This window comes from Mesorhizobium sp. WSM4976, from assembly GCF_029625685.1.
Classification (GTDB): Bacteria; Pseudomonadota; Alphaproteobacteria; order Rhizobiales; family Rhizobiaceae; genus Mesorhizobium.
On the sequence record NZ_JARTVT010000014.1, the window covers coordinates 132,233 to 154,300 of the forward strand.

The window sequence follows — 22,068 nt, forward strand, 5'->3', positions numbered from 1 at the left end:
GCGCTTTGGGCGACCATCAGTTTTCTGGCTGACCGACCAGTGCGGCGTTGAGGCCGATCTCCGGCGTCTGTTCCGAAAAGATTGAGGCGAACCATCCGGGATTGCTGACCAGTGCCGGGTTGAAGGCATTGCATCCGGCCTTCATTTCCTCCCAGGTACCCTCCTCGCATAGCTTGACCGTCTCGCTGGTGACGACCGGTAGCGGCAGGATGGTCAGCTTCGGCACGTCCTTTCCTTCCAGCGCCTGGACAGCCAGTTTGAGCGCGAGAGCGCCCGAATAGGGCGGCGAAGCGTATGAAATGCGTGGCGCACCGAGCGGCGCGTAGGGTGGCGAGGCACCCTCGACCTTCGTGTTCTGGGGCAGCATCTGGATGCGCCCGCCATTCGCGCCCTCTCCTGCGCACGGTTTTAATTCGTTCGGCTTCTTGCCGGCTTCGAGCTGCATGGCGTTTGCGGTAAAACAGCCGACTTGCAGCCACAGCCCGTCGACGTCGTCCCAGCTGCGAGTGGCCAGGATCTTCGACAGTTCCGTGCGGGCGACCGCTTGGCTCCACATGCCGACCGCCTCGCCGACGATCTTGATATTGGGGTACTTGGCAAAGACCGCCTTGGCTGCCTTGGTGCGTTGGTCATCGACGGAGGTGCCCGGCACACCGGTTAAGATGACGATATTGCCCTTACCACTGAGTTTCTTGACCAGCCATTCGGCGGTGACGCGGCCGGCCTCTTCCTGGTCAATGTGGATGTTGTAGGCGCAGGGCTCGGTGATCTCGGCATCGTAGGCGAACACCTTGACGCCCTTGTCGCAGGCATTCTTGACGACCTGATTGAGAGCCGTCGGCGAGATCGGGAAGATGACGATGGCTTTAGCGCCGGCCTGCACCATGGCATTGATTTGTTGAATCTGACGCTGTGCGTTGGGGCCGGCGACTTGGACCTGCAGGTCGACCTTATCGGCCATGCTCTTGTGAGCGGCCATCGCTTTGACCATGTTGGCCGCCTCGGCTTGCCAGTCGTTGCCGATGAAGCTCATGCTCAGGTAAATCTTGTACTTGTCGGCGGCCTCGGCCGCCGAACCGGCGCAAGCTGCGGACGCGACAAGGCCCGCCATCAGCGCAATGCGCCGGGCTATCGAGACGATACCCATCAGAAACTCCTCCCAGAGAATGTCGGATGCCTCCCAAGCGGGGTCCGCTTGCCATCCGATGGCGCCGACCGTATCATCTTTTGATCAAAGATCAATGATGAAAGGCAGGCGACCGCAGGCTTGACAGGAGGCTGTGGCGGCGCCATTGCGCTCAAGGACAGGTGCCCAATGGGGCGAGGCAAGGTCGGATGACGATGACAGCCTTTTGGCGGCAGGGTGCAGAAATCGCGCCGCTGTCACGGGATACACTGCAGGACCGCGTCTTCCGGCAGGTCACTGAGCTCATCCTCGACGGCAGCATCGTGCCCGGGGAGATGGTCACCGTGCAAAGCCTCGCCGACGCCTTCGGGGTCAGCCCGATGCCGGTGCGCGAAGCGTTGCGTCGGTTGACCGCGGCCAATGCGCTGACAGTCGTTTCAGGACGCTCGATCGGCATTCCGCCACTGAGCCGTTCCCGCCTCACGGATCTTAGAAACGTGCGGTTCGAAATCGAGGCAATTGCCGCTGCCTGGGCCGCCGAGCGCCGCAAGGACCACGTTCTGGCGGAAATCCAGCCACACCTTCAAGCGCTCGAGAACGCAAATGCTGCGGGCGATGTGAAGGCATACTTGCGCGCCAACCACGCCTTCCATTTCACCATCTACCGCGCGGCAGAATCCGACAATCTTTTGAAGATCATAGAGAATCTTTGGCTCCAGATCAGCCCGTACTTCAATATGCTGCATGCATCTGGCAACTACTCGACGGCGAACGAACAGCACCAAGCCATGTTTGGAGCCCTTCGCGACAGCGACAGTGCATCCATCAAGAAAGCCGTCCAAGCAGATATCGACGCCGCCTATCGGGTGCTCATGGGTCTCTTAAACTGATAGCGTGAAAACCTGAACCCGCAGGGAGACGTTCACCATTGCACGTTCTCGGCGGGGCTGTGGTGAGTTCAGGGCGGCGAAGGCTTGTCCACGGCAGAGACCTCAAAAGCCTTGACTTCGAGCAAGAGCCGTTTGGCCAATCGCTTTCGGGTGCATGACCCGAAATACATCTCGGACGGGATTATGCGCAAATTGATGTAGTGCATTGTCCTTTGCTCCCGGAAAGGACACGAGGCTCGCAGCCGGCCGCTCAAAAAGCAGCAGCGCGAAGTCAGTCCATCAAAACGTTGCGCTCTCGTATGGCGTTGCTGACGGCCTCGGTGACTTCGCGCGTGGTTGCCTTACCGCCGACATCGGGCGTCATTATGCCGGCTTCGCCAGCCCGCTCGATCGCGTGCATGAGCTGATCGGCTGCGCCCTGCTCGCCCAAGTGGCTGAGCATCTGCACCGCTGTGCAGAATGCGGCAATAGGGTTGGCGATGCCTTTGCCGGCTATATCGAACGCCGCTCCGTGAATGGGTTCGAACATCGACGGGAAACGATTTTCGGGATCAATGTTGGCGGTAGGTGCAAGGCCAAGGCTTCCAGTCAACGCGCCTGCGAGATCTGAAAGCACGTCGGCATGCAGGTTGGTCGCCACGATCGTGTCGAGGCTCTGCGGTTTCAGCACCATCCGCGCAGTCATAGCATCCACCAGCATCTTGTCCCAGGTCACGTCGGGAAATTCGCGTGACACGTCCTCGGCGATCTCGTCCCACATCACCATGCCATGGCGCTGAGCGTTCGATTTAGTGACAACGGTCAAGAGTCTCCTCGGTCGGGACCGGGCCAACCGGAAGGCGTAGCGAATGATGCGCTCCACGCCGACGCGCGTGAAAACGGATACATCCATGCCAACTTCTTCCGGCAGGTCGCGATGCACGCGCCCGCCGGCTCCTGAATATTCACCCTCCGAATTCTCGCGCACAATCACCCAGTCCAGGTCGCCAGCCCGGACGTCACGCAACGGAGAAGCGATGCCCGGCAAGATCTTGCTCGGCCGCACGTTGGCGTATTGATTGAAACCCTGACAAATTTGCAGCCGCAGGCCCCAAAGCGTGACGTGGTCGGATACGTCGACGGCGCCGACCGCGCCAAAATAGATTGCGTCGAATTTCTCGAGCCGTTCCAGCCCATCCTCCGGCATCATGACGCCATTGCGCTTGTAATAGTCTGATCCCCAGTCGAAGTGGCTGAATTCCAGCTTGAGGTCGCCGCGCCGATCGGCCAGCACCTGGAGCACAGTGATGCCGGCATTAATAACTTCTGGGCCAATTCCGTCTGCAGGAATTGCGGCAATCGAATATTCGCGCACTGTCAATCTCCCTGGGACGCAAAGGCAATCCCCCCACCCGATTTTTCGTCCGGCTAAAGGCACACATAACCGCCATCGATCACCAGTGCCGCGCCAGTCATATAGCGGGCGGCATCGCTGGCCAGATATACCGCCAGCGCGCCGAGGTCCTCGGGATCTCCCAACTTGCCCATCGGAATGGTCTGCACATAGGCCTCGATGATTTCCGGATTGTTCTGTGCCCAAAGCCTGTTCGGCTGGGTTGCGAAGATGCCAGGACAGATCGCGTTGACGGTTATTGCGTGCCGCGCCCAATCCACTGCGAGGCTTCGGGTCAGCATCAGCACTCCCGCTTTGGCCGTCTCGTAATGCCGGCCGTGGATGTTACGACCCGCTACCATGGCGTTTATCGAGGCAAGGTTGATCACGCGTCCGCCCCGGCCCCGGCGGATCATCGCGCCGCCGATGTGCTTACAGCACAGAAAGGTCGAGGTCAGATTCAGGTCAACCAACGCCTTCCACTGGTCCAAGGGAATATCCTCGACAGGTACGTTTATCCGCCGCCCGCCGATATTGTTGACGAGGATGTCAAAGCCACCCTGCACGGACACCGCCTCAAGGCAGGCTGCTTCGCATGCCGAAGGATCGCTCATATCCGCAACGATGGTCGCGACCTTGCGGCCCAGCGCGCGGATGTCGGCTGCGGTCTCCTCCAGAGTTTCCACCGTGCGGCCGACCATCGTAATGTCGGCGCCAGCTTCGGCGAGCCCGAGGGCCATCTCCCGCCCGAGCCCCCGACTGCCGCCCGTGATGAACGCGCGCTTGCCACCAAGGCGAAGCCGATCAAATACGCCCATTGCTGTTGCACCTCACGCGCAGCCATCGAAATAGGATCGCTGCGCGTTGCTTACGCGACCTCGCACACGATGTTGAATGCCAAGCTCGGATATTCCCATGCATCTGCGGCATAGTGGCAGCAGTCGGTGTTAGGCCCTTTCTTGAATACATCAGCAAAGTCAGGGTGCCAGCGCGATAGGAGCGGACGGTTTTCGGCTATGTCGCCGCCGCCCAGCGGATCGGCCTTTTGCCGACGGTGGGACTGGACTTCCGGCAATAACCATCGCCGGAACCCGTCCTCGCCTCTTCTCCTGGCGCCCGCCACGGAAGGTTGGAACCGAATTGGTTCAGCAAGGGAGGTCCTTTGTGGGCGGATACCCTATTCCAAATTTACATCACGTCATCGACGAAAGACATTGGCCTCCTCGCCGTGCAAGACCTACCCTGGCATGTAATCAGCGAGCAAAAAAATCGGGTGCACCGTGGTTGCGGAAATTCGACCTTACTGGCGAAACTTTATTGACGGTGAATGGCTGGATAGTTCGGATGGGCGCTCGATCCCGATCGTCGACCCAGGCAATGGGAAGCTCATCTCCAGGGTTGCGTGCGGGGGAGCCGTTGAGATTGACCTGGCGGTCGCCGCGGCAAGGCGTTGCTTCCAGGAACGCCGGCTTCAGTCACTGACGCCCGCGGCTCGAGGCGAACTGATGTTTGCGATTGCCGGGGAGCTCGAAACCCTCGCCGATGAAATCGCGGAGTTGGAAATCCACGACAACGGCAAGACACGCGCCGCCGGCTACAACGAGGTGAAGCTCACCCAACGCTATCTTCGCTATTACGGCGGCATGGCCGACAAGCTGGAGGGACGGCAGATCCCGCTCGGAGACAACATCGTCGATTATACGATCAGAATGCCGTACGGGGTTTCCGCCCAGATCGTGCCCTGGAATGGACCGCTTCCGGTGGGGGCTCGATCTATCGCCTGCGCAGTGGTTACAGGCAACACAGTGGTGCTGAAGTCGCCGGAAGATTCTCCCCTCAGCCTGTTCGTGTTAGCGCAAGCCTGCGAACGCGCAGGCGTCCCCAAGGGCGCCGTCAACATCGTTTGCGGATATGGCTCCGAGGCGGGTGCAGCTCTCGTTTCGCATAAGGATATAGACCACATCGTCTTCACCGGCTCAGTGGCAACGGGAAAGAGCGTGTTACGCGCGGCGGCGGAGCGGGTTATCCCGTGCGTGATGGAACTTGGTGGCAAATCAGCCGCCATTGCCTATGCAGACGCAGACCTTGACAATGCGGCGCGCGACGTCGCCCGCGGGATACTGCATCATGCCGGCCAAATATGTTCAGCCGCCTCGCGGCTTGTGGCGCATCGTTCGATCGTCGGGCCGTTAGTCGAGAAGCTCAAGGCCGAGGCAGCTCGACGTACTGTCGGCCCAGGAGCTGAAGACTGCGATATGGGACCGGTGATTTCTGAGCGCCAACTGCAGCGCATCGAGGCATTGTGCGAGGTTGGAGTTGCCGAAGGAGCCACCCTGGCGGCGGGCGGGAAGCGGCTGGAGCGCGAGGGCTTTTTCTTACCGCCAACGATTTTCACTGACGTGCGGCCAGATATGCGCATCGCGCAGGAGGAATTTTTCGGACCGGTCCTGGTTGTTATCCCGTTTGACACCCCCGAAGAAGCTATCGCAATTGCCAACGGCACCGACTATGGGCTCGCGGCTGGGATCTTCACCCGTGACCTCAAACTGGCGCTTTGGACGGCCGATCGCCTCGTTGCCGGCCAGGTCTATGTCAATGACTGGTGGGTAGGTGGTGTCGAAACGCCCTTTGGCGGGACGCGACGTTCCGGCTATGGTCGAGAAAAAGGCCAGGAAGCTCTTTTGGGCTATGTGCAGACCAAGAATGTCGGGATCAAGCTGTAAGAAATCGCCGAGCTTTCCGGCCGGTGCGCCTTAGGCATGACGGGCAAGGACGCCATCACTTGGCTGGACATGCCTTTCGTTTTGACAATACTGCGACCAAAAGCAAGTGACCGGGGTGTGAAATGGAAAGCCGTTGGCTTGAGGACTTTCTCAGCCTGGTGGACACTCGAAATTTCTCCCGATCGGCCGAGGCGCGATACACAACCCAACCGGCTTTCAGCCGACGTATCAAGAGCCTGGAGGATTGGGTCGGCGCCAAGCTCTTTGATCGGACCACCCAACCGATCAGTCTGACGCCCTCGGGCGAACGGTTCCGGCCTGTCGCCGAGGAGGTCCTTAGAAGACTCCTTCAAGGACGTGAGGATGCACGCCGGGTCGGTGAGACTTCGGCCAATCTGATCCGCTTTTCTGCCACGCACAGCCTTTCACTGACCTTCTTCCCCAGCTGGATCAGGTCGATCGAGGCCAAGACCCATACCTTCAACATCAGGCTGGATTCGTGTCAGTTCAACGATTGCATGCAGTCGCTGATCAAGGGTGAGTCCCATTTTGCCATCAGTCACGCTCACCCGCAGGTAGAGATGAATTTGCCCCCGATGCACTTCACCTCGAAGCTTGTCGGCACCGACCGCCTGTTGCCCGTTACACTACCCGATTCCGCCGGCTCCCCTCTAGATAAACTTCCTGGCACGGAGGACGAGCCCGTTCATTATCTAGCCTATACCGAGACGTCTGCGATCGGGCAGGCTGTCGAACACATGATCAACAATGTGGAAGAACCGGTCTATCTGGATAAGGTTTTCGTCAGCCAGTTGGCGGCTGTGCTCAAAACGCTAAGCCGCGAGGGACGAGGCATGGCTTGGCTTCCCGAGAGCAATATCTCGGACGAACTGGCATCCGGCAGCCTTGTGTTGGCCGGCGGCGAGAAATGGTTCATCCCCGTTGAAATCCGGATCTTCCGCTCGCGCGAGCGGCTGCCCGCGATGGCAGAAGAGTTGTGGTCCATCCTGGAGGGTGAGGCCGTGCCGGCAGACGCCCCCTCACCCGAGAACTGCTGATACCCCTCACGCATCGAACAAGGCCAAGCTTGCATTGGAGGAGGCCGATATACCGGTCTATCCTTTCTACAGGTGCAAGAGAGGGCCCGGTCTATGTTTCGAAAAAAGAAAATCGCCCTTTTGGGACTTATGCTTGAGAGCAACAGCTTCGCTCCGGTAACTGGGCGCGACGATTTTCTTAGCCGGCTCTACGTGGCCGGCCTCGAAATGGCCGAGGAGCTCCGTAAGGACGAATCGAAGATCCCCGCGGAAATGCACAGCTTCTGCGCCACGATGGACAGATCTGTCGAATGGGAAGCCGCTCCGATATTGATCGGCCTAGTTGAGGCAGGTGGACCGATCGACCATGACTTCTTCGCCCAGACCTTGGAAGACATGAAAGCTAGGCTCGAAGCGGCAATGCCGCTCGACGGGGTGTACATATGCAACCACGGCGCCATGATCACGACACGGGACCGAGATCCCGACGGCGAGATTTTCGAAATGACCCGTTCCGTGGTCGGCAAGGACTGCCCGATCGTGGCCACTCTCGATCTTCATGGAAACGTCTCCGATCGGATGGTTGCGGCAGTCAATCTGGTAGTGGCCTACCAGACCAACCCGCATGTCGACATGGTAGCTCGGGGTCGCGAGGCGGCTTTTGCAATGAGCTCCATGCTTTCTGGATTGCGACCGGCGTCTGCAATCATCCGTCTGCCAGTTTGCCCGCCGACCGTGACGCTTCTCACCGACAAGGGACCCTACGCGGATTTGATGAGATACGGCCAGGCCAGGTCCGGCGGGGAGATCATGAACGTTTCGATACTCGGCGGTTTTGCCTATGCCGACACCGCAAAGAACGGCCTGTGCATCATCGTGACCGCCCGCAGCGACCACGCCCTCGCCGAAGCGGTAGCCCGGGACATTGCAGAATTTGCCTGGCGTGACTACCGGCGCTATGACCCACACCTTACCCCGCTCGACGAGGCGGTGGCAAAGGCGGTTGCGGCTGGACAAGATCCGAGTCTCCCAGCCGTCATCCTCGCCGATGTCGCCGACAACCCCGGCGGCGGCGCGAACGGCAACACGACATGGCTTCTCGAAGCATTGATCAAGGCGCGAGCCAATGGAGCCGCGCTTGGCATTTTCAATGATCCGGCGCTGGCGCGAGAGGCCATGGAATTGGGAGAAGGCGCTCGGTTCCGGGCGGTCTTCAACCGGGTTGAGCCAGACAAGTTTTCCCGCCGATTTGAAGCCAATGCGACCGTGATGCGGATCCGCGATGGCGACTGTGTCGGCCGACGGGGCTTCTATGCCAGTCGCAGGCTCGATCTCGGCACGACAGTGCTTCTCGACGTCGAAGGCGTGAAGGTTGTCGTCATTTCCATACGTACGCAGTGTGCCGACCCGGTCTTCTTCGAGATGATGGGGATCGACATCGGCAAGGCGCGTTCAATCGTTGTAAAATCACGTGGCCATTTCCGTGCCGGCTTTGACGAATTCTTCGGACCAGACCAGGTGATCGAGGTGGACGCGCCCGGCCTGTCATCTCCGGTTCTGACACGTTTCGATTTTAAGTTCTTGCCGCGTCCGATTTTCCCGATCGATCGCGACGTTGTGTGGCCACGCGCCTGAAATCCCACGCGAATCGCACAAGTGAAACCATGAAATTGAATAATCTCAGCACACCCAGCCTGATCCTGGACCGGATACTGCTCGAGGCAAATACGCGCCGGATGTCCCGCAGGCTCAAAGACCATGGCGTCCGGTTTCGGCCTCACATGAAAACGGCCAAATCCATTGAGGTTGCACGCGTGGCGATCGCCGGCAATTTCGGCGGGGTCATGGTCTCAACCCTCAAGGAAGCTGAATATTTCGCAAGCCACGGAATCTCCGACATCACCTATGGTGTTACCGTTTTGCCCGACAAGCTGGCCCGGATCGCCGAGCTCGTCAAACGCGGCATCAAGGTGAGCGTCATCCTCGACCAGATAGGCCTCGTGCGGGAAGTCAATCGCCAAGCCCTCGAGTTGGGCGTTGTGGTTGACGTTCTCATCGAACTCGATTCAGGCGAGAAGCGTGCCGGTGTTCTAAGCGGTTCTGAGGAGTTGCTGGATATCGGCCGGGCGCTGACTGAACTGCCGGGAACCCGGCTTGAGGGCGTGCTGACCCATGCCGGTCATTCCTATCATTCACGCTCAATCGAAGACATCCGCAAGGTGGCGGAGGAAGAGCGTGTCGTGGCGGTGTCGGCTGCTGAACAACTAAGGGCGATCGGCCTGGCCGTTCCGGTCGTTAGCGTAGGCTCGACGCCGACAGCGACCCACGGCGTGAACTTCGCCGGCGTGACGGAGGTGCGTTGCGGCGTCTACATGTTCGGCGATGTAATGCAGTCCGAAATCTATTCCTGTGGGCGGGAGGACATTTCGCTTTCGGTTCTCGCGACGGTCATCGGCCATCGGCCTCAGTTCAACACTGCCCTCGTCGATGCGGGCGCGCTTGCCTTGTCCAAGGATCGCAGCACCGCGGCTTCGGGTCTGGCGGAGGACATCGGCTTCGGCATGGTCATGGACATCAATTGCCAGGAACGGATCTCCGGGGTCACTGTCGGCCATGTTTACCAGGAACACGGCCTTCTTGTGAGCCAGGGGCCATTCCCCTATGAGGCCTTGCCAGTCGGTTCCAAGGTGCGGATCCTGCCCAATCATGCCTGCATGACCGCGGCGATGTTTGATCGATATCATGCCGTTGCCGGGAACCATGATGGCGATGTCGTGGAGTGGCCGCGCATCAACGGCTGGTGAGAAACTGCTAAGGATACCGCTGCTGCCGCTCCGCGCCGATCTGGTTGCAGGCCTCGCGCCTAGCAAAAAGAAAGCCCCTGCGCCAATCTCGCGTCAGGGGCTAGGTGCATGTCGCTCGGACGTGCAACAGATCAGCCGATCTGTTGACGAGATCCGTATCCCTCCGGTGAGTGCCGCCTTGTAGGCTGAGGGCGAACGTCGGAAGTCCTAGGGGTAATCCTAGGAGTAGCCCTATGACGATGCCGCGGGTGGAGGTGATCACGTCGGTTGAGCGACGCCGGCGCTGGTCACGCGAGGAAAAGGAGCGCCTTGTCGCGGCGTCGCTTGAGCCTGGCGTGTCGGTGTCGGAGGTCGCGCGATCGGCAGGCATTCACGTCAGCCAGTTGTTCCGATGGCGCAAGGAGCTGTGCGATCCGGTCGATGCCGGTTCATCGCAGTTAGTCCCGGTCGAGATCGTTCCTGCAGTTATGCCCTCTGCCGTCGAGGTGCCGGCGCCATCAGCGTCTCCCGGTCGACGTCGCCGCAAGAACGGCATCATCGAGATCGAGCTTGGCAGCGGACGCCGCGTCCGCGTCGACCGCGATGTGGATGCCGAGGCGCTGCGGCGCGTTCTGGACGCGCTTGGATCCCGATGATCCCGGTTCCGAGCGGCGTGCGGGTGTGGCTGGCAACCGGCCACACCGACATGAGAAAGGGCTTTCCAGGCCTTGCGCTGGTGGTGCAGGAGACGTTGAAGCGCGATCCGCACAGCGGTCACCTGTTTGTCTTCCGCGGTCGGCGCGGCGACCTGATCAAGGTTCTGTGGCACGACGGCCAGGGCGCCTGCCTGTTCTCGAAGAAGCTCGAGCGCGGCCGCTTCATCTGGCCGTCGCCGGCCGATGGCGTGATCACCATCACGCCGGCGCAACTCGGCTATCTGCTCGAAGGCATCGACTGGCGTATGCCGCAAAAGACCTGGCGGCCGACAGCGACAGGTTGAGATTTTGGCCTTGCGCATGACGGTGGATGTGATTCCATCGCCCGGTGTCCGCTGCTGAATCGCTCCCTTCCGACCTGGCTACCGCCCACGCGATGATCCTCGCGGAGCGCGCCGCGCGCGTCGAGGCCGAAGCGCTTGCCGCCCGCGCAGCGGCTGTCAGTTCCGGGACGGAGGCACTGATTGCGCGGCTGAAACTGGAGATCGAGAAACTCAGGCGGGAACTCTATGGCAGTCGCTCGGAACGCAAGGCCCGTCTACTCGAGCAGATGGAGTTGCAGCTTGAGGAGTTGGAGGCCGACGCAACCGAGGACGAATTGGCGGCGGACAAGGCGGCATCCCAAACACAGACGGTTCGCTCGTTCGAGCGCCGGCGCCCGTCGCGCAAGCCCTTTCCTGAGCATCTGCCGCGCGAGCGCGTCGTGATCGCCGCTCCTGAGAGTTGCCCTTGCTGCGGCTCGACCAAGCTGTCGAAGCTGGGCGAGGACGTCACCGAGACGCTTGAAGTGATCCCGCGCCAGTGGAAGGTCATCCAGACGGTGCGCGAGAAGTTCTCGTGCCGACAATGCGAGGTGATCACCCAGCCGCCAGCACCCTTCCACGTCACGCCGCGCGGTTTTGCCGGTCCGAACCTGCTTGCCATGGTGTTGTTCGAGAAGTTCGGCCAACACCAGCCACTCAACAGGCAGAGCGAACGTTACGCCCGCGAAGGCATCGAGCTGAGCCTGTCGACGCTGGCCGATCAGGTCGGCACGTGCGCATCGGTGCTGCGTCCGCTGCATGCGCTGATCGAGGACCATGTGCTCTCGGCAGAGCGTCTTCACGGCGACGACACCACAGTGCCGATCCTGGCGAAGGGTAAGACCGATACCGGCCGAGCCTGGGTCTATGTCCGCGATGACCGGCCCTTTGTTGGGACCGCACCGCCGGCGGCGCTGTTCTATGCCTCGCGCGACCGGTCGGGCGATCATCCCGAGCGGCACTTAAGGCAGTTCACCGGCATTCTGCAGGCCGATGCCTATGCCGGCTACAACGGGCTTTATCTCCCCGACCGGAGACCCGGACCGGTCACGGAAGCGCTGTGCTGGAGCCATGCGCGGCGCAAGTTCTTCGTCCTTGCCGACATCGCCGCCAGTGCGCGTCGAGGGAAGACGGCGCCGCCGATCTCGCCGATCGCCTTCGAGACCGTCAAACGCATCGATCTCCTGTTCGACGTCGAGCGCGACATAAATGGAATGGCTGCCGAGCAGCGCCTCGCCGTCAGGTCGGAACGGGCCGCGCCGCTCGTCGCCGACCTGGAAGAGTGGCTGCGTGGCGAGCGGGCCAAGCTCTCGCGCCACGCGCCGGTTGCCCAGGCGATCGACTACATGCTCAAGCGCTGGGCAGGCTTCACCCGTTTCCTCGAAGACGGGCGCATCTGTCTCACGAACAATGCTGCTGAACGGGCACTGCGTGGTCTGGCTCTCGGCAGAAAGTCGTGGCTCTTCGCCGGCTCAGACCGTGGCGCCGACCGCGCTGCCATCATGTATACGCTGATTGGCACGGCGAAGCTTAATGACGTCGATCCACAGGCCTGGCTGAGCGACGTGCTCGCCCGCATCGCCGACACGCCGCAAGGCCGGCTGAACGAACTCCTGCCGTGGAACTGGAAACGTCGATCATCGAAGGCCGTCGCTGCATAGGACAAGAGAATGGCTCACCGGCGAAACAAGTATCAGTCACGAGAAAACCGGGCTCGGGTTCGAGAGATCTTGCTGCACGATTGGGATCCCATCGGCGTCTCCGGCATACCAGATGCCACCGGCGAATATGACGCCTACGCCGACATGGTCTACGTGATGTTGATGGACGAAAGCGCCACCGCGAGTGACATCGCAGCCTATCTATTCGCCGTAGCTACCGAGCATATGGGACTAACGGACCGCGGACAGCTAGCTGAGAAAAGCGATCGGGTCGCCAAACTTCTGGTGAGTTCCCGACCTGAGTTCGGCAACCACTAACGGCCTTCGTCCAATATCGGAGCCACCGCGGCCTTTGCCGGAGGGTTACCGAGATCCGCGCTGGAAGGCGTTCGGGGCAACGCACTTCGGCATGGCATTCGCTTAAACGGTTGGCAGAGAAGCTCTCAAATCCTTGCGCCCGACGATGCATCGAAAAGGTGAACGGACGCCTCGGGGCAATGCAATCTGATCTTCTGTCCCGGCTTGTGGGTACGACGTTCAGGAGACAGCGCGCAAATTCGTTGTCCCGCGACGTCTGCAAAGATCTGTATGTTGGGGCCGGTCGGCTCGATGACTTCCACAGTTGCACCGAACCCTTCGCTTCCGCCGGACAAAACAAGATGTTCGGGTCTTGCTCCATAGACCACCTGTTGGCCCAGCTCGGCAGACGAATCACGTGAGATGGCGAGCCGGGTTCTATCCTTGGCCATCACAAAAGGCCCCTCGTTGTCAGCAGCAACGACGCCCTCGATAAAATTCATTGAGGGCGAGCCAATGAAATCCGCTACAAACAGATTGGCCGGAAAGTCATAGAGATCCATCGGCGTGCCAATCTGCTCCACACGCCCTTTGTTCATGACGACAATGCGATCCGCCATCGTCATCGCCTCTATCTGATCATGTGTCACATAGACCGATGTGGTCTTGAGCCTTTGGTGAAGGGCCTTGATTTCAGTGCGCATGACGACCCGAAGCTTGGCATCCAGATTCGAAAGCGGCTCATCGAAGAGGAAGACCTGCGCATCGCGCACCAGAGCCCTGCCCATGGCAACACGCTGTCGTTGTCCGCCCGACAACTGTCGCGGCGAGCGCTCCAGATATGGCGTAAGATCGAGTATCTCGGCGGCCTCGCTGATCTTTTCCGAAATCTCCTGCTTCGACCTTTTCCTCAACTTCAGGCTGAAGCCGATGTTGTCATAGACGCTCATATGCGGATAGAGGGCGTAGTTTTGAAATACCATGGCGATATCGCGGTCGCGCGCCGGCACGTTATTTATCACCCGTGTCCCGATCGATATCTCGCCGTCCGAAATCGGTTCCAGTCCGGCGATCATGCGCAGCAACGTGGATTTGCCGCAGCCGGACGGCCCGACCAGCACCACAAACTCCTGGTCCTCAATGTCGATATCGATGCCATGGAGGATCTGCAGGGTGCCAAACCACTTCTCCACGCCGCTGATGGTAACCGATGCCATATTGAGAGGTCCTTATGTTTCCTAGGCCTATTTGACCGCTCCGAGCGCCATGCCCCGGATGAGATAGCGCTGCAGCCAGGAGAAGACGATGGCGACAGGGACCGTGGCCAGCACAGTCGCAGCCATGACGTGATGCCACTCAACTTGGTAGCGTCCAGCCACCTGGGAGAATATCTGTACAGGCAGCGTGTAATCGTTCTGGCTACGGATCAAGGTGAGCGCCAGCACGAATTCATTCCAGCTGTTGATGAAGGTGAATATCGCGGTCACGACCATGGCTGGAACTGCCAGCGGCAAGAAGATCTTTACCAGGCTGGTAAAGCTGGTTGCGCCGTCTATCCACGATGCTTCCTCGAGCTCACGCGGAATCGTGTTGAAGTAACTCTGCAGCATCCAGATCGTGAAAGCCATATTGAAGGCGACATAGGTGACGACCAGCGAATTGAGGCTGTTGACCAAGTTGAGATGCACCATCAGCCGGAAAAGGCCCAGGACAAGCACAATTGGCGACATCATCTGTGTCATCAGAAGGAAATTCCTGTAGAGCCCTTTGCCGGAAAAGCGGTAGCGCGACAGCGCGTAAGCGGCAGGAATGGAGAGCACGATGGCGATGATCGTCGAGGTCAGGCTGACATAGAGGCTGTTTAGAAGCGCGCCGCCGAAATTGGTTTTCACCCACATTTCGACGAAGTTTTCCCAACGAAATTCGCTGAAGGTCCAGGTCGGAGGATAGACGAAGAGTTCGTCGCGTGGTCGCAGTGCGGTCACGAACATGACGCCGAATGGCAGCAGGATGACAACGCAAAGCGGCGACAGCAAAAGCCAGTAAAGAAGGCTCTTTTTCAGCTTAGGCGTCATTTTTCACCTCCTCGGCGGTGCTGTCGTGTTCCTGGCGCATGACCATCAGGACATAAGCGATGGTGAAGACGAACAGGACGAAGAACATGATCAGCGAGATCGCGGACGCCTTACCGAGTTGGCCGAAGCGAAAAGCGAGCTTGTAGAGATAGGTCACCAGGATGTCGGTGCCGTTGGCGGGTCCGCCTTCCGTCATGACCCAGATGATTGGAAGCGAATTGAAGACATAGATGACGTTGAGCACGATCGCGATGTTGATGAAGGGCTTCATCAGCGGCAGCGTGATATAGCGGAACAGCTCCCAGGGCTTGGCCCCGTCCACAACCGCGGCCTCGTAGGAATCCTGCGGCAGAGAGGATAGGCCGCCAAGAAAGATCGTCGTTGTGAAGGGAATGGAAACCAGGATACCGACAAGGATCTCGACGGTGAAGGCAAGTGGAGCGGTGGCCAGCCATTCGATCGGTTCAGTGATGATGTGGAAATCCATCAGGGTCGCGTTTATGAGTCCTGCGCGACCGTTGAGGCTCCAGCGCCAGAGTACGGCTGTCATCGTCAGTGAGATTGCCCAGGGCAGCATGACAATTACGCGGGCAAGGCCCCGACCGTAGAAATCGTCGTTGAGCATTATCGCGATCGGCAGTGATATGATCAGCGTTCCGCCTACCACCGCGACGGTCCAGATCAGGGTGCGCACCAATGATGAATAAAAAAGCGGATCACGAAACACTTCGGCGAAATTCGCCAAACCGATAAAACCCATCAACTTTCCGAAGCGGCTGACCTCCTGCATTGACGTCCAGGCTAGGTCGAGAATCGGATAGCCGATGATGGACATCGCCAGAAGGAAACTCGGCAGAATCATCAACAGCGGTGTCGTCGGTATGCGCGTCCGCGATTTCATTGTCCCATTCCACGGCTATTGAGGCTCGCTCAGGGAAATGGGCGGGCTACCCCGCACCCGCCCATCTTTTGCGGCAGCGCCTACTTGCTGCGAATTTTGTTGATATCGGCAGCCGCAGCCTTTAGAGCTTCGTCTGGCTTGGCCTGGCCAAGATAGATCTGCTGCAAGGCGCGAACTGTCGTGTCGGCGATCTCTTCCCAATTCGCGATGGTCGGAGCAAACTTTGCATAGGGCAGACCCGCTGCAAAGCCGGCAATATCAGGATCGCTGCTGTAGTATTTCTCGGCCGCGACATTCTTCGTCACCGGCAGGAAGCCTTCGCCGTGGTCGAACTTGGTCCGCCATTCATCCTTGTAGGCAAATTCGATGAACTTCCAGGCCTCCTTCTTCACTTGCGACGAGGAGAAGAGCATCAGCGTGTCGGTCACCCCGTAGGTCGCCTTGGCCTTACCTTCCGGGAAGGGAAGGACCTTGTACTTCAGGTTCGGGGCCTCGGCTTTGATCTGAGGAATGAGCATCGGGAAGGTGAAGACCATCCCGACTTTGCCTTGCTTGAAGAGGTTGAAGACATCTTCGCGGGTGTAGTTGGTCGGAGAAGGCTGGGTCAGTCCCTCGTCGATCATCTTCTTGTACAGTGTCACAGCCTGCAGTGCTTCGGGCGTATCGAGGCCCGACGTCCCATCAGCTTTCAGGATGTCGCCACCATGTGTCCAAAGGCTGTAGTAGAAATAGGCGTCGGTCTCGATTTCCTTGCCCTGCAGGCCGAAGGCAAAGGTGTCGGGAAGAGCCTTGAGCTTCTCGGCAGTCGTATAGAATTCGTCCCAGTTGGCCGGAGCCTTGGCACCTGCCTTGTCGAGTAATTCGGTGTTGACCAACATGGCGCGGGCAGAAGCGGCGACCGGCAGACCCATAGTCTTGCCATCGATGACGGATGGCGCCATGAAAGTATCGATGAAGGTCGACTTGAATTCTGGCGTCAGGTAGGAATCGACCGGCTCAGCGATGCCCTGGGAGGCGAAGTCAACCAGCCAGCGCGTGCCGATGATCGAAATGTCGGGGGCCTGGCCGCCGGCGATGTCAGTGGTCAGCCGCTGCAGGAGCGTGTCCCACGGAACCACCTGGATATTAATATGTATGTCGGGATTCTCCTTCTCGAAGGCGGCCGCCACTTCCTCAAAGTACGGGCCGGTCTTGGAGCTATACTCCGCCACGGTGAAGTTGACCTGCGTTTTGGCATAGGCCGGGCTGCCCGCCCAGGCCATGCCAACAGCGAGGGCTGACGCAGCCATCGCTTTGCGAATGCTGAAAGTCATGAACTTGTTCTCCTCATGAGTTGTTTCTCTTCTTTTCGACCCGAAGCGGCGGCACTGAGACGCCGCGCTGACCAAGCCACTGTGCGCCGGCAAAGCGATCGTTTAAAATACAATTATCGCATGGGGGCATGAAGATGCGGCATAGGGGCGCCTGAATGCTTCCCGGATTCCTGTCACAACAATATCATCACAACAGAAGGCAAACTGGATCACCTTCTGTTGTGCTGCGATTTTATACTTGTGACGATATTTTTAGATTCGCCCGAAATTGCACTCCGGCTCGTAACCGAGGACACGCCGCGCTTTATCAATCGATAACAATGTCTCGCGTCCACCGATCTCGCGCTTGAATTGTACGTTCGGAAAGACCGTTTTCATGAGCTCAGCGCTTTCTTGCTCCATCACGGTATTGGCGTTAGCGATGATGAAATGATCCGCACCGACGAGCTCAACATGCAGCGCCTTGCGCACCGCCTGGGCGCAATCGCGCGCGTCGATATAGCCCCAGCAGTTCCACTCCCTGACATGCGGATCCTCTTGCCAGGAGGAGAAACGCTCGTAGTCCGACGGTTCCATGACATTGGACAGCCTGAGCCCGATGAACGTCGTCCCGGGATTCCACCGCTGCATCTGTCGTGCCATTTCCTCGCCAAGGTCCTTCGACAGTGAATAGGCGCTTTCGGGTCGCATGGGATGATCTTCGTCAACCGGCACGTAGGCTGGCGGGTTCGATGCGCTGAAAGGCAGGCCCAAGGTGGTCTCGCTCGATGCCCAAACGATCCGCTTGACGCCCACGCGGATGGCTGCGTCAAAGACATTATAGGTTGTCACGATATTGTTGCGGAATATAACGTCATCGGGCATCAGGTCGGGTGCCGGAATCGCTGCCAGATGAACCACAGCATCTGGCGTGCGGAACTTGCGGAAAGGGTGATCCTTGCCGCCGCTCCACTGCAAAGCGTCAATCACTTGGCCGAGATCATTGAGATCGACCTTGTAGAACGGACAGACAGGATCTGTTGATGTCTGCACGTCGACATTCAAGACGGTGTAACCGTGCTCCACCAGACCACGGCAGACTGCCCTGCCCGCCTTGCCGCTGCCGCCCGTAACGACAATGTTCTTCATTGAATGTTCCCTGTGTCCACCGCACCGGCCGACCTTTCTGGAATTCACCCGGCCAGCCAATCGGGTAGACCCTACGGCTTCGGTGTATCGAAAGACGAATGCGAAATACTGATCCTGCCATGCTTGTTCTGCATTGGAAGAGCGCCTCGGCGGCCGATAGTGGTTGATCGTTGAGAAGAGAACCGCCTGAACAAGGCGACCGGGGAATGAGACATGGCTCGCCATGACGGGACAATTGCGGTCGTAACGGGAGCAGGCCACGGCATCGGGCGTTCTATCGCCAGCCAATTGGTCGCCGAAGGCGCTGGAGTGGCAGTTCTCGAGATCGACGAGTCTAAGGGTAGCGAGACGGTCAGCCAGATTGTCGAGGTCGGCGGCCGCGCGACTTTTGTAAAGGCCGACATAACAAATGCCGATCAGGTGGAGAGTGCCATCGCCGCGGCAGAGAACGCGCTCGGTCCTGTCAACCTGCTTGTCAACAACGCAGCCTTTACCGACGCAGGCGATCTCAAGAGCATGAGTCTCGACGCCTGGCACCGCGAAATCGATGTCAATCTCAACGGCACCTATCACTGCATACGCGCCGTCCTCCCGCGCATGCGATCCCGGCGCGGTGGCGCTATCGTGAACATCGCGTCGGTTAACGGGATGCGCTATTTCGGCAATCCGGGCTACAGCGCTGCAAAGGCAGGCATCATCAACCTTACCATGGCGGTCGCTTCCGAATTCGGCCGTGACGGCATTCGTTGTAACGCCGTGTCTCCCGGTTCAGTGCGCACCGACAACATCACTTGGACCATTCGCCAGCAAAAGGACCCGGCCGTCTTCGAGAAACTTGGCCGCTGGTATCCGCTCGGCCGCGTCGCCGAGCCAACGGACATCGCCAAGGCTGTCGCCTTCTTGGGGTCCAGCGATGCTGCGTATATTTCGGGAGTGGTCCTGCCGGTGGACGGCGGCATGCTGGCAGGCATGAACGTCATGATCGACGAATTCATCCTAGAAGCCCAAGACCGCCATGGCGCCCCATGCTAGTCATCCCCGAAATACTCGCTCGTGATCTGGTGGCCATCGAGGAGGCCTTGGAGGCCGTCGAGCAGACCTTCTGCGCCATGGCCCGCGGCTTGGCCAGGAACTACCCTGTCGTGCGGGAAGTGGTCGGCCACGCGGATGCGGTATTCGGCGTAAAGACCGGTGCCGACAATTCTGTGCCGTTTCTCGGCCTCAAGGCCGGCGGCTACTGGCCACACAATCTGCCACGGGGATTGCCTAATCATCAGTCCTCGACCCTGCTCTTCGATCCCGATACAGGACGGGCCTCGGCTCTGGTTAGCGCAAATTACCTGACGGGGATCCGCACCGGGGCGGCAAGCGCGATCGCCACGAAGCATCTGTCGCGCCGGGATTCCGAGTCACTCGGCATCATCGGCACGGGCACCCAGTCCGTCTATCAGCTCAAGGCGACGCTCGCTGTCCGCAGCATTAAGACGGTCCACGCTTGGGATCCCTCGCCAGACAATCTGGCCACATTCGGCAAGACGGTCACCGACCTTGGCATTGCCTATCGCGCTCACAAAAACCGCGCGGACGCGGTCCGGCTTTCCGATATCCTTGTCACGGTCACGCCATCCACGAAAGCGCTCGTCGAACGGGACTGGGTTATGCCCGGAACCCATATTTCCGCCATGGGGGCAGATACGCGGGGCAAGCAGGAGCTTGATCCGCAGCTTGTCTGCGCCGCCGCACTCTTCGTCGACGAGATGGCGCAGTCGCTCACCATAGGCGAATTTCAGCATGCTTACGCGCAGGGCCTGGTCGATGAAAGCAGCATTCGCGGTTCACTCGGCGACGTCATTGCAGGTACAGCCGACGGACGGAAATCCGTGGAAGAGATTACAATTTTCGACGGCACTGGCGTGGCCCTTCAAGATCTTGTCGTGGCTGATCTCGCTGTGCGGCGCGCGATCGAAAAAGGCCTCGGATTCCAGGTGGAGTTCTGATCACGCCTTCGCCGCAGTTAAAGCACGTCGCGATCTTTCGGATTCGCTCCATGCGTTTTAGGTCTTTGGTGTTACGCATGCCGGCAAGAAGCTCAATGGCGGCGAGCTAACGGAGCTTGAAAGAGGCGTTCATCAGCTGCCTTGTTTGATCTGTCGCAAAGCCGGCGAGGCGCTTCGCGGTATCATCGATGCCGGTTGTGCTGGAGATGACGGAAATGCGAATCTTTTCCAGATGCCCGCGGATCTTGACGCTTGGCGGCGCGGCACTGTTAGCAGTGGTATCCATCGGAGGGGCAACGTCGGCGGAGGAGTTGACCGGTACCCTCAAGAAGGTAAGCGAGACCGGTTCCATCACTCTTGGCTACCGTGAAGCGTCGGCTCCATTCTCATTCCTGGACGAGAACAAGAGACCGACTGGATATGCCATTGAGTTGTGTCTCAAGATTGTGGACGAGGTGAAGACGGCTTTGGGCAGGCCAGACGTCGCCGTAAAATACGCCCCTGTCACACCCAAGACGCGCATTTCTATGGTTGTCGATGGTAACGTCGATCTCGAGTGCGGCACTACCACCAATACGCTCGCACGCCAGCAGCAAGTCGATTTTTCGCCTATCTACTTTACGACCGGGACGCGGCTGCTGACATGGAAGGCCAGCAAGGTAAGCGAGATCGAGAACCTGTCCGGCAAGATGATCGCTGTCGTCGGCGGCTCGACAAATGAAAAGGCCGTGAGAGGCCTCATCGACAAGGGCCAGCTAAGCGGAGTGCAACTCCTGGTCATGAATGATTATGCCCAGGGTATTGCCGCTCTTTGAAACGAAGAAGGTCGACGCGTTCGCCACGGACGACATCGTCCTGTATGGCTTGCTTGCCAAATCTGACAAGAAGCAAGACCTTGAGGTCGTTGGTCGATACCTGAGTTATGATCCCTATGGGATCATGCTCCGTCGCGACGATTCGGCCTTCCGTTTGGTGGTGAACAGAGCGTTGGCTCGGGTCTTCCGTTCGGGAGAGATCCTCGGCATCTACGCCAGGTGGTTCGATCCAATTTCAGTTCCCATCAGCGGAACGCTCAAAGCTGCATTTGAACTGCAAGCAATCCCTGAGTAGATGCGCCACCCAAGCTCTTGGGGAGGGACCCAGGTCGATGGAGATATGCTTGGGCCGCCAGGTCGTGGCGAGCACGCCGCCTCTTGCCGGTACGCGCAATGGCTCGCCGGAATTCCTGGTTTAAGCCACCGAGGTCCACGACGGCCTGCCTTGGCCGTATAGAATGCGAGGAACCCCGTCGCTGACCTTCTCCGGCCCGTCCGGCTGGCCGAACCGCGCTCATTGTCGGGCGGTCAGCGCCAGAGGGCGGCCATCGCGCAGTCCTTCGCCGGCGCGCCGAAAGTGGTGGTGCTGGACCAACCGACCTCTGCACTCGACGTCTCGGTGCAGGCAACGGTGCTCAGCCTGCTGAACGACCTGCAGCGGGATAAGGTGACTACCTATCTGTTCATCGGCCATGATCTTAGAGTTGTGCGCTATATGGCAGGCAGACCGGATTGGCGTTCTCTACCGCAGCGCCGCAATTCGGGTTGAGGCGAGGCGCAGAAAGTTCCAAAAGCTTCCAAAAAACCCAGCCAGTTCCTTGGCATCGATCGAAGATTATGGGAATGCCTGCTGGCGCTGTCCATCCGCACGCGTTCCCTAGGCGGCCTTCACCCGCTCATTTTGAGTCTTTCCCTGCCAGGTGCCGATGCCG

The 22,068-nt window shown here is 59.3% G+C and carries 20 protein-coding genes and 2 pseudogenes; 14 read left to right on the forward strand and 8 right to left on the reverse strand.

Translation table 11 applies throughout. From position 1 onward, the window contains the following. Positions 1-16 precede the first annotated feature (16 nt). Positions 17-1,147: a sugar ABC transporter substrate-binding protein gene (locus tag P9272_RS18685; protein WP_278161667.1), complete on the reverse strand. Its 1,131-nt coding sequence runs from the start codon at positions 1,145-1,147 to the stop codon at positions 17-19. 188 nt (positions 1,148-1,335) lie between these two features. Between P9272_RS18685 and P9272_RS18690 the strand changes: the two genes are divergently transcribed. Further along, the gene (locus P9272_RS18690; RefSeq protein WP_128259361.1) at positions 1,336-2,016 is read left to right on the forward strand and encodes a GntR family transcriptional regulator; all 681 of its coding nucleotides are present in this window, start codon (positions 1,336-1,338) and stop codon (positions 2,014-2,016) included. A 271-nt stretch (positions 2,017-2,287) separates the two neighbouring features. On the opposite strand, the gene P9272_RS18695 is transcribed toward P9272_RS18690, so the two are convergent. Beyond that, a complete protein-coding gene (locus P9272_RS18695; protein WP_128259362.1) occupies positions 2,288-3,370 on the reverse strand; it encodes a tartrate dehydrogenase in 1,083 nt (360 codons plus the stop codon). 53 nt (positions 3,371-3,423) lie between these two features. Beyond that, positions 3,424-4,206: an SDR family NAD(P)-dependent oxidoreductase gene (locus P9272_RS18700; protein WP_278161668.1), complete on the reverse strand. Its 783-nt coding sequence runs from the start codon at positions 4,204-4,206 to the stop codon at positions 3,424-3,426. Between the two features lie 462 nt (positions 4,207-4,668). Between P9272_RS18700 and P9272_RS18705 the strand changes: the two genes are divergently transcribed. From P9272_RS18705 to P9272_RS18740, 8 genes and pseudogenes are all read left to right on the forward strand, one after another. Beyond that, positions 4,669-6,111, forward strand: coding sequence for an aldehyde dehydrogenase family protein (locus tag P9272_RS18705; RefSeq protein ID WP_278161669.1), 1,443 nt, complete (start codon positions 4,669-4,671; stop codon positions 6,109-6,111). A 122-nt stretch (positions 6,112-6,233) separates the two neighbouring features. Continuing rightward, entirely contained in the window at positions 6,234-7,169 is a 936-nt protein-coding gene (locus P9272_RS18710; protein ID WP_278161670.1) for a LysR family transcriptional regulator, read from the forward strand. Between the two features lie 93 nt (positions 7,170-7,262). Continuing rightward, positions 7,263-8,783, forward strand: a complete 1,521-nt coding sequence (locus tag P9272_RS18715) for a M81 family metallopeptidase (protein WP_128259366.1) — start codon at positions 7,263-7,265, stop codon at positions 8,781-8,783. Then, positions 8,768-9,952 carry an alanine racemase gene (locus P9272_RS18720; RefSeq protein ID WP_278161671.1) on the forward strand — a complete coding sequence of 395 codons (1,185 nt, stop codon included), beginning with the start codon at positions 8,768-8,770 and terminating at the stop codon, positions 9,950-9,952. The genes P9272_RS18715 and P9272_RS18720 overlap by 16 nt, the downstream gene beginning before the upstream one ends. A 248-nt stretch (positions 9,953-10,200) precedes the next feature. Next, positions 10,201-10,353, forward strand: a pseudogene (locus tag P9272_RS18725) (transposase); the annotation flags it as partial. Between the two features lie 230 nt (positions 10,354-10,583). Further along, on the forward strand, positions 10,584-10,931 hold the full coding sequence (gene tnpB, locus P9272_RS18730) for an IS66 family insertion sequence element accessory protein TnpB (protein ID WP_278161672.1): 348 nt from the start codon (positions 10,584-10,586) through the stop codon (positions 10,929-10,931). 92 nt (positions 10,932-11,023) lie between these two features. Then, positions 11,024-12,610, forward strand: coding sequence for an IS66 family transposase (locus P9272_RS18735; RefSeq protein WP_278161708.1), 1,587 nt, complete (start codon positions 11,024-11,026; stop codon positions 12,608-12,610). Between the two features lie 69 nt (positions 12,611-12,679). After that, positions 12,680-12,928 carry a hypothetical protein gene (locus P9272_RS18740; protein ID WP_278161673.1) on the forward strand — a complete coding sequence of 83 codons (249 nt, stop codon included), beginning with the start codon at positions 12,680-12,682 and terminating at the stop codon, positions 12,926-12,928. 125 nt (positions 12,929-13,053) lie between these two features. Here P9272_RS18740 and ugpC read toward each other — a convergent pair whose 3' ends face one another. From ugpC to P9272_RS18765, 5 genes are all read right to left on the reverse strand, one after another. Continuing rightward, on the reverse strand, positions 13,054-14,124 hold the full coding sequence (gene ugpC, locus P9272_RS18745) for a sn-glycerol-3-phosphate ABC transporter ATP-binding protein UgpC (RefSeq protein WP_278161674.1): 1,071 nt from the start codon (positions 14,122-14,124) through the stop codon (positions 13,054-13,056). A gap of 27 nt (positions 14,125-14,151) precedes the next feature. Beyond that, on the reverse strand, positions 14,152-14,982 hold the full coding sequence (locus tag P9272_RS18750; RefSeq protein WP_128259369.1) for a carbohydrate ABC transporter permease: 831 nt from the start codon (positions 14,980-14,982) through the stop codon (positions 14,152-14,154). After that, positions 14,972-15,883: a sugar ABC transporter permease gene (locus P9272_RS18755; protein WP_278161675.1), complete on the reverse strand. Its 912-nt coding sequence runs from the start codon at positions 15,881-15,883 to the stop codon at positions 14,972-14,974. The genes P9272_RS18750 and P9272_RS18755 overlap by 11 nt, the downstream gene beginning before the upstream one ends. An 80-nt stretch (positions 15,884-15,963) precedes the next feature. Then, a complete protein-coding gene (locus tag P9272_RS18760) occupies positions 15,964-17,145 on the reverse strand; it encodes a sugar ABC transporter substrate-binding protein (protein ID WP_347404057.1) in 1,182 nt (393 codons plus the stop codon). 303 nt (positions 17,146-17,448) lie between these two features. Continuing rightward, complete coding sequence (locus tag P9272_RS18765; protein WP_278161676.1) at positions 17,449-18,324, reverse strand: NAD(P)-dependent oxidoreductase; 876 nt, start codon at positions 18,322-18,324, stop codon at positions 17,449-17,451. 213 nt (positions 18,325-18,537) lie between these two features. Between P9272_RS18765 and P9272_RS18770 the strand changes: the two genes are divergently transcribed. The 5 genes and pseudogenes from P9272_RS18770 to P9272_RS18790 all read left to right on the forward strand — a co-directional run. Further along, positions 18,538-19,356 (forward strand): glucose 1-dehydrogenase, encoded by an 819-nt coding sequence (locus P9272_RS18770; RefSeq protein ID WP_278161677.1) that lies wholly within the window; start codon positions 18,538-18,540, stop codon positions 19,354-19,356. Beyond that, entirely contained in the window at positions 19,350-20,321 is a 972-nt protein-coding gene (locus P9272_RS18775; RefSeq protein ID WP_278161678.1) for an ornithine cyclodeaminase family protein, read from the forward strand. The genes P9272_RS18770 and P9272_RS18775 overlap by 7 nt, the downstream gene beginning before the upstream one ends. Before the next feature lie 188 nt (positions 20,322-20,509). Further along, complete coding sequence (locus P9272_RS18780) at positions 20,510-21,136, forward strand: amino acid ABC transporter substrate-binding protein (RefSeq protein ID WP_278161679.1); 627 nt, start codon at positions 20,510-20,512, stop codon at positions 21,134-21,136. Further along, positions 21,111-21,431, forward strand: a complete 321-nt coding sequence (locus tag P9272_RS18785) for a transporter substrate-binding domain-containing protein (protein WP_278161680.1) — start codon at positions 21,111-21,113, stop codon at positions 21,429-21,431. The genes P9272_RS18780 and P9272_RS18785 overlap by 26 nt, the downstream gene beginning before the upstream one ends. A 177-nt stretch (positions 21,432-21,608) precedes the next feature. Next, a pseudogene (locus P9272_RS18790) lies at positions 21,609-21,882 on the forward strand (ABC transporter ATP-binding protein); the annotation flags it as partial. Positions 21,883-22,068 lie beyond the last annotated feature (186 nt).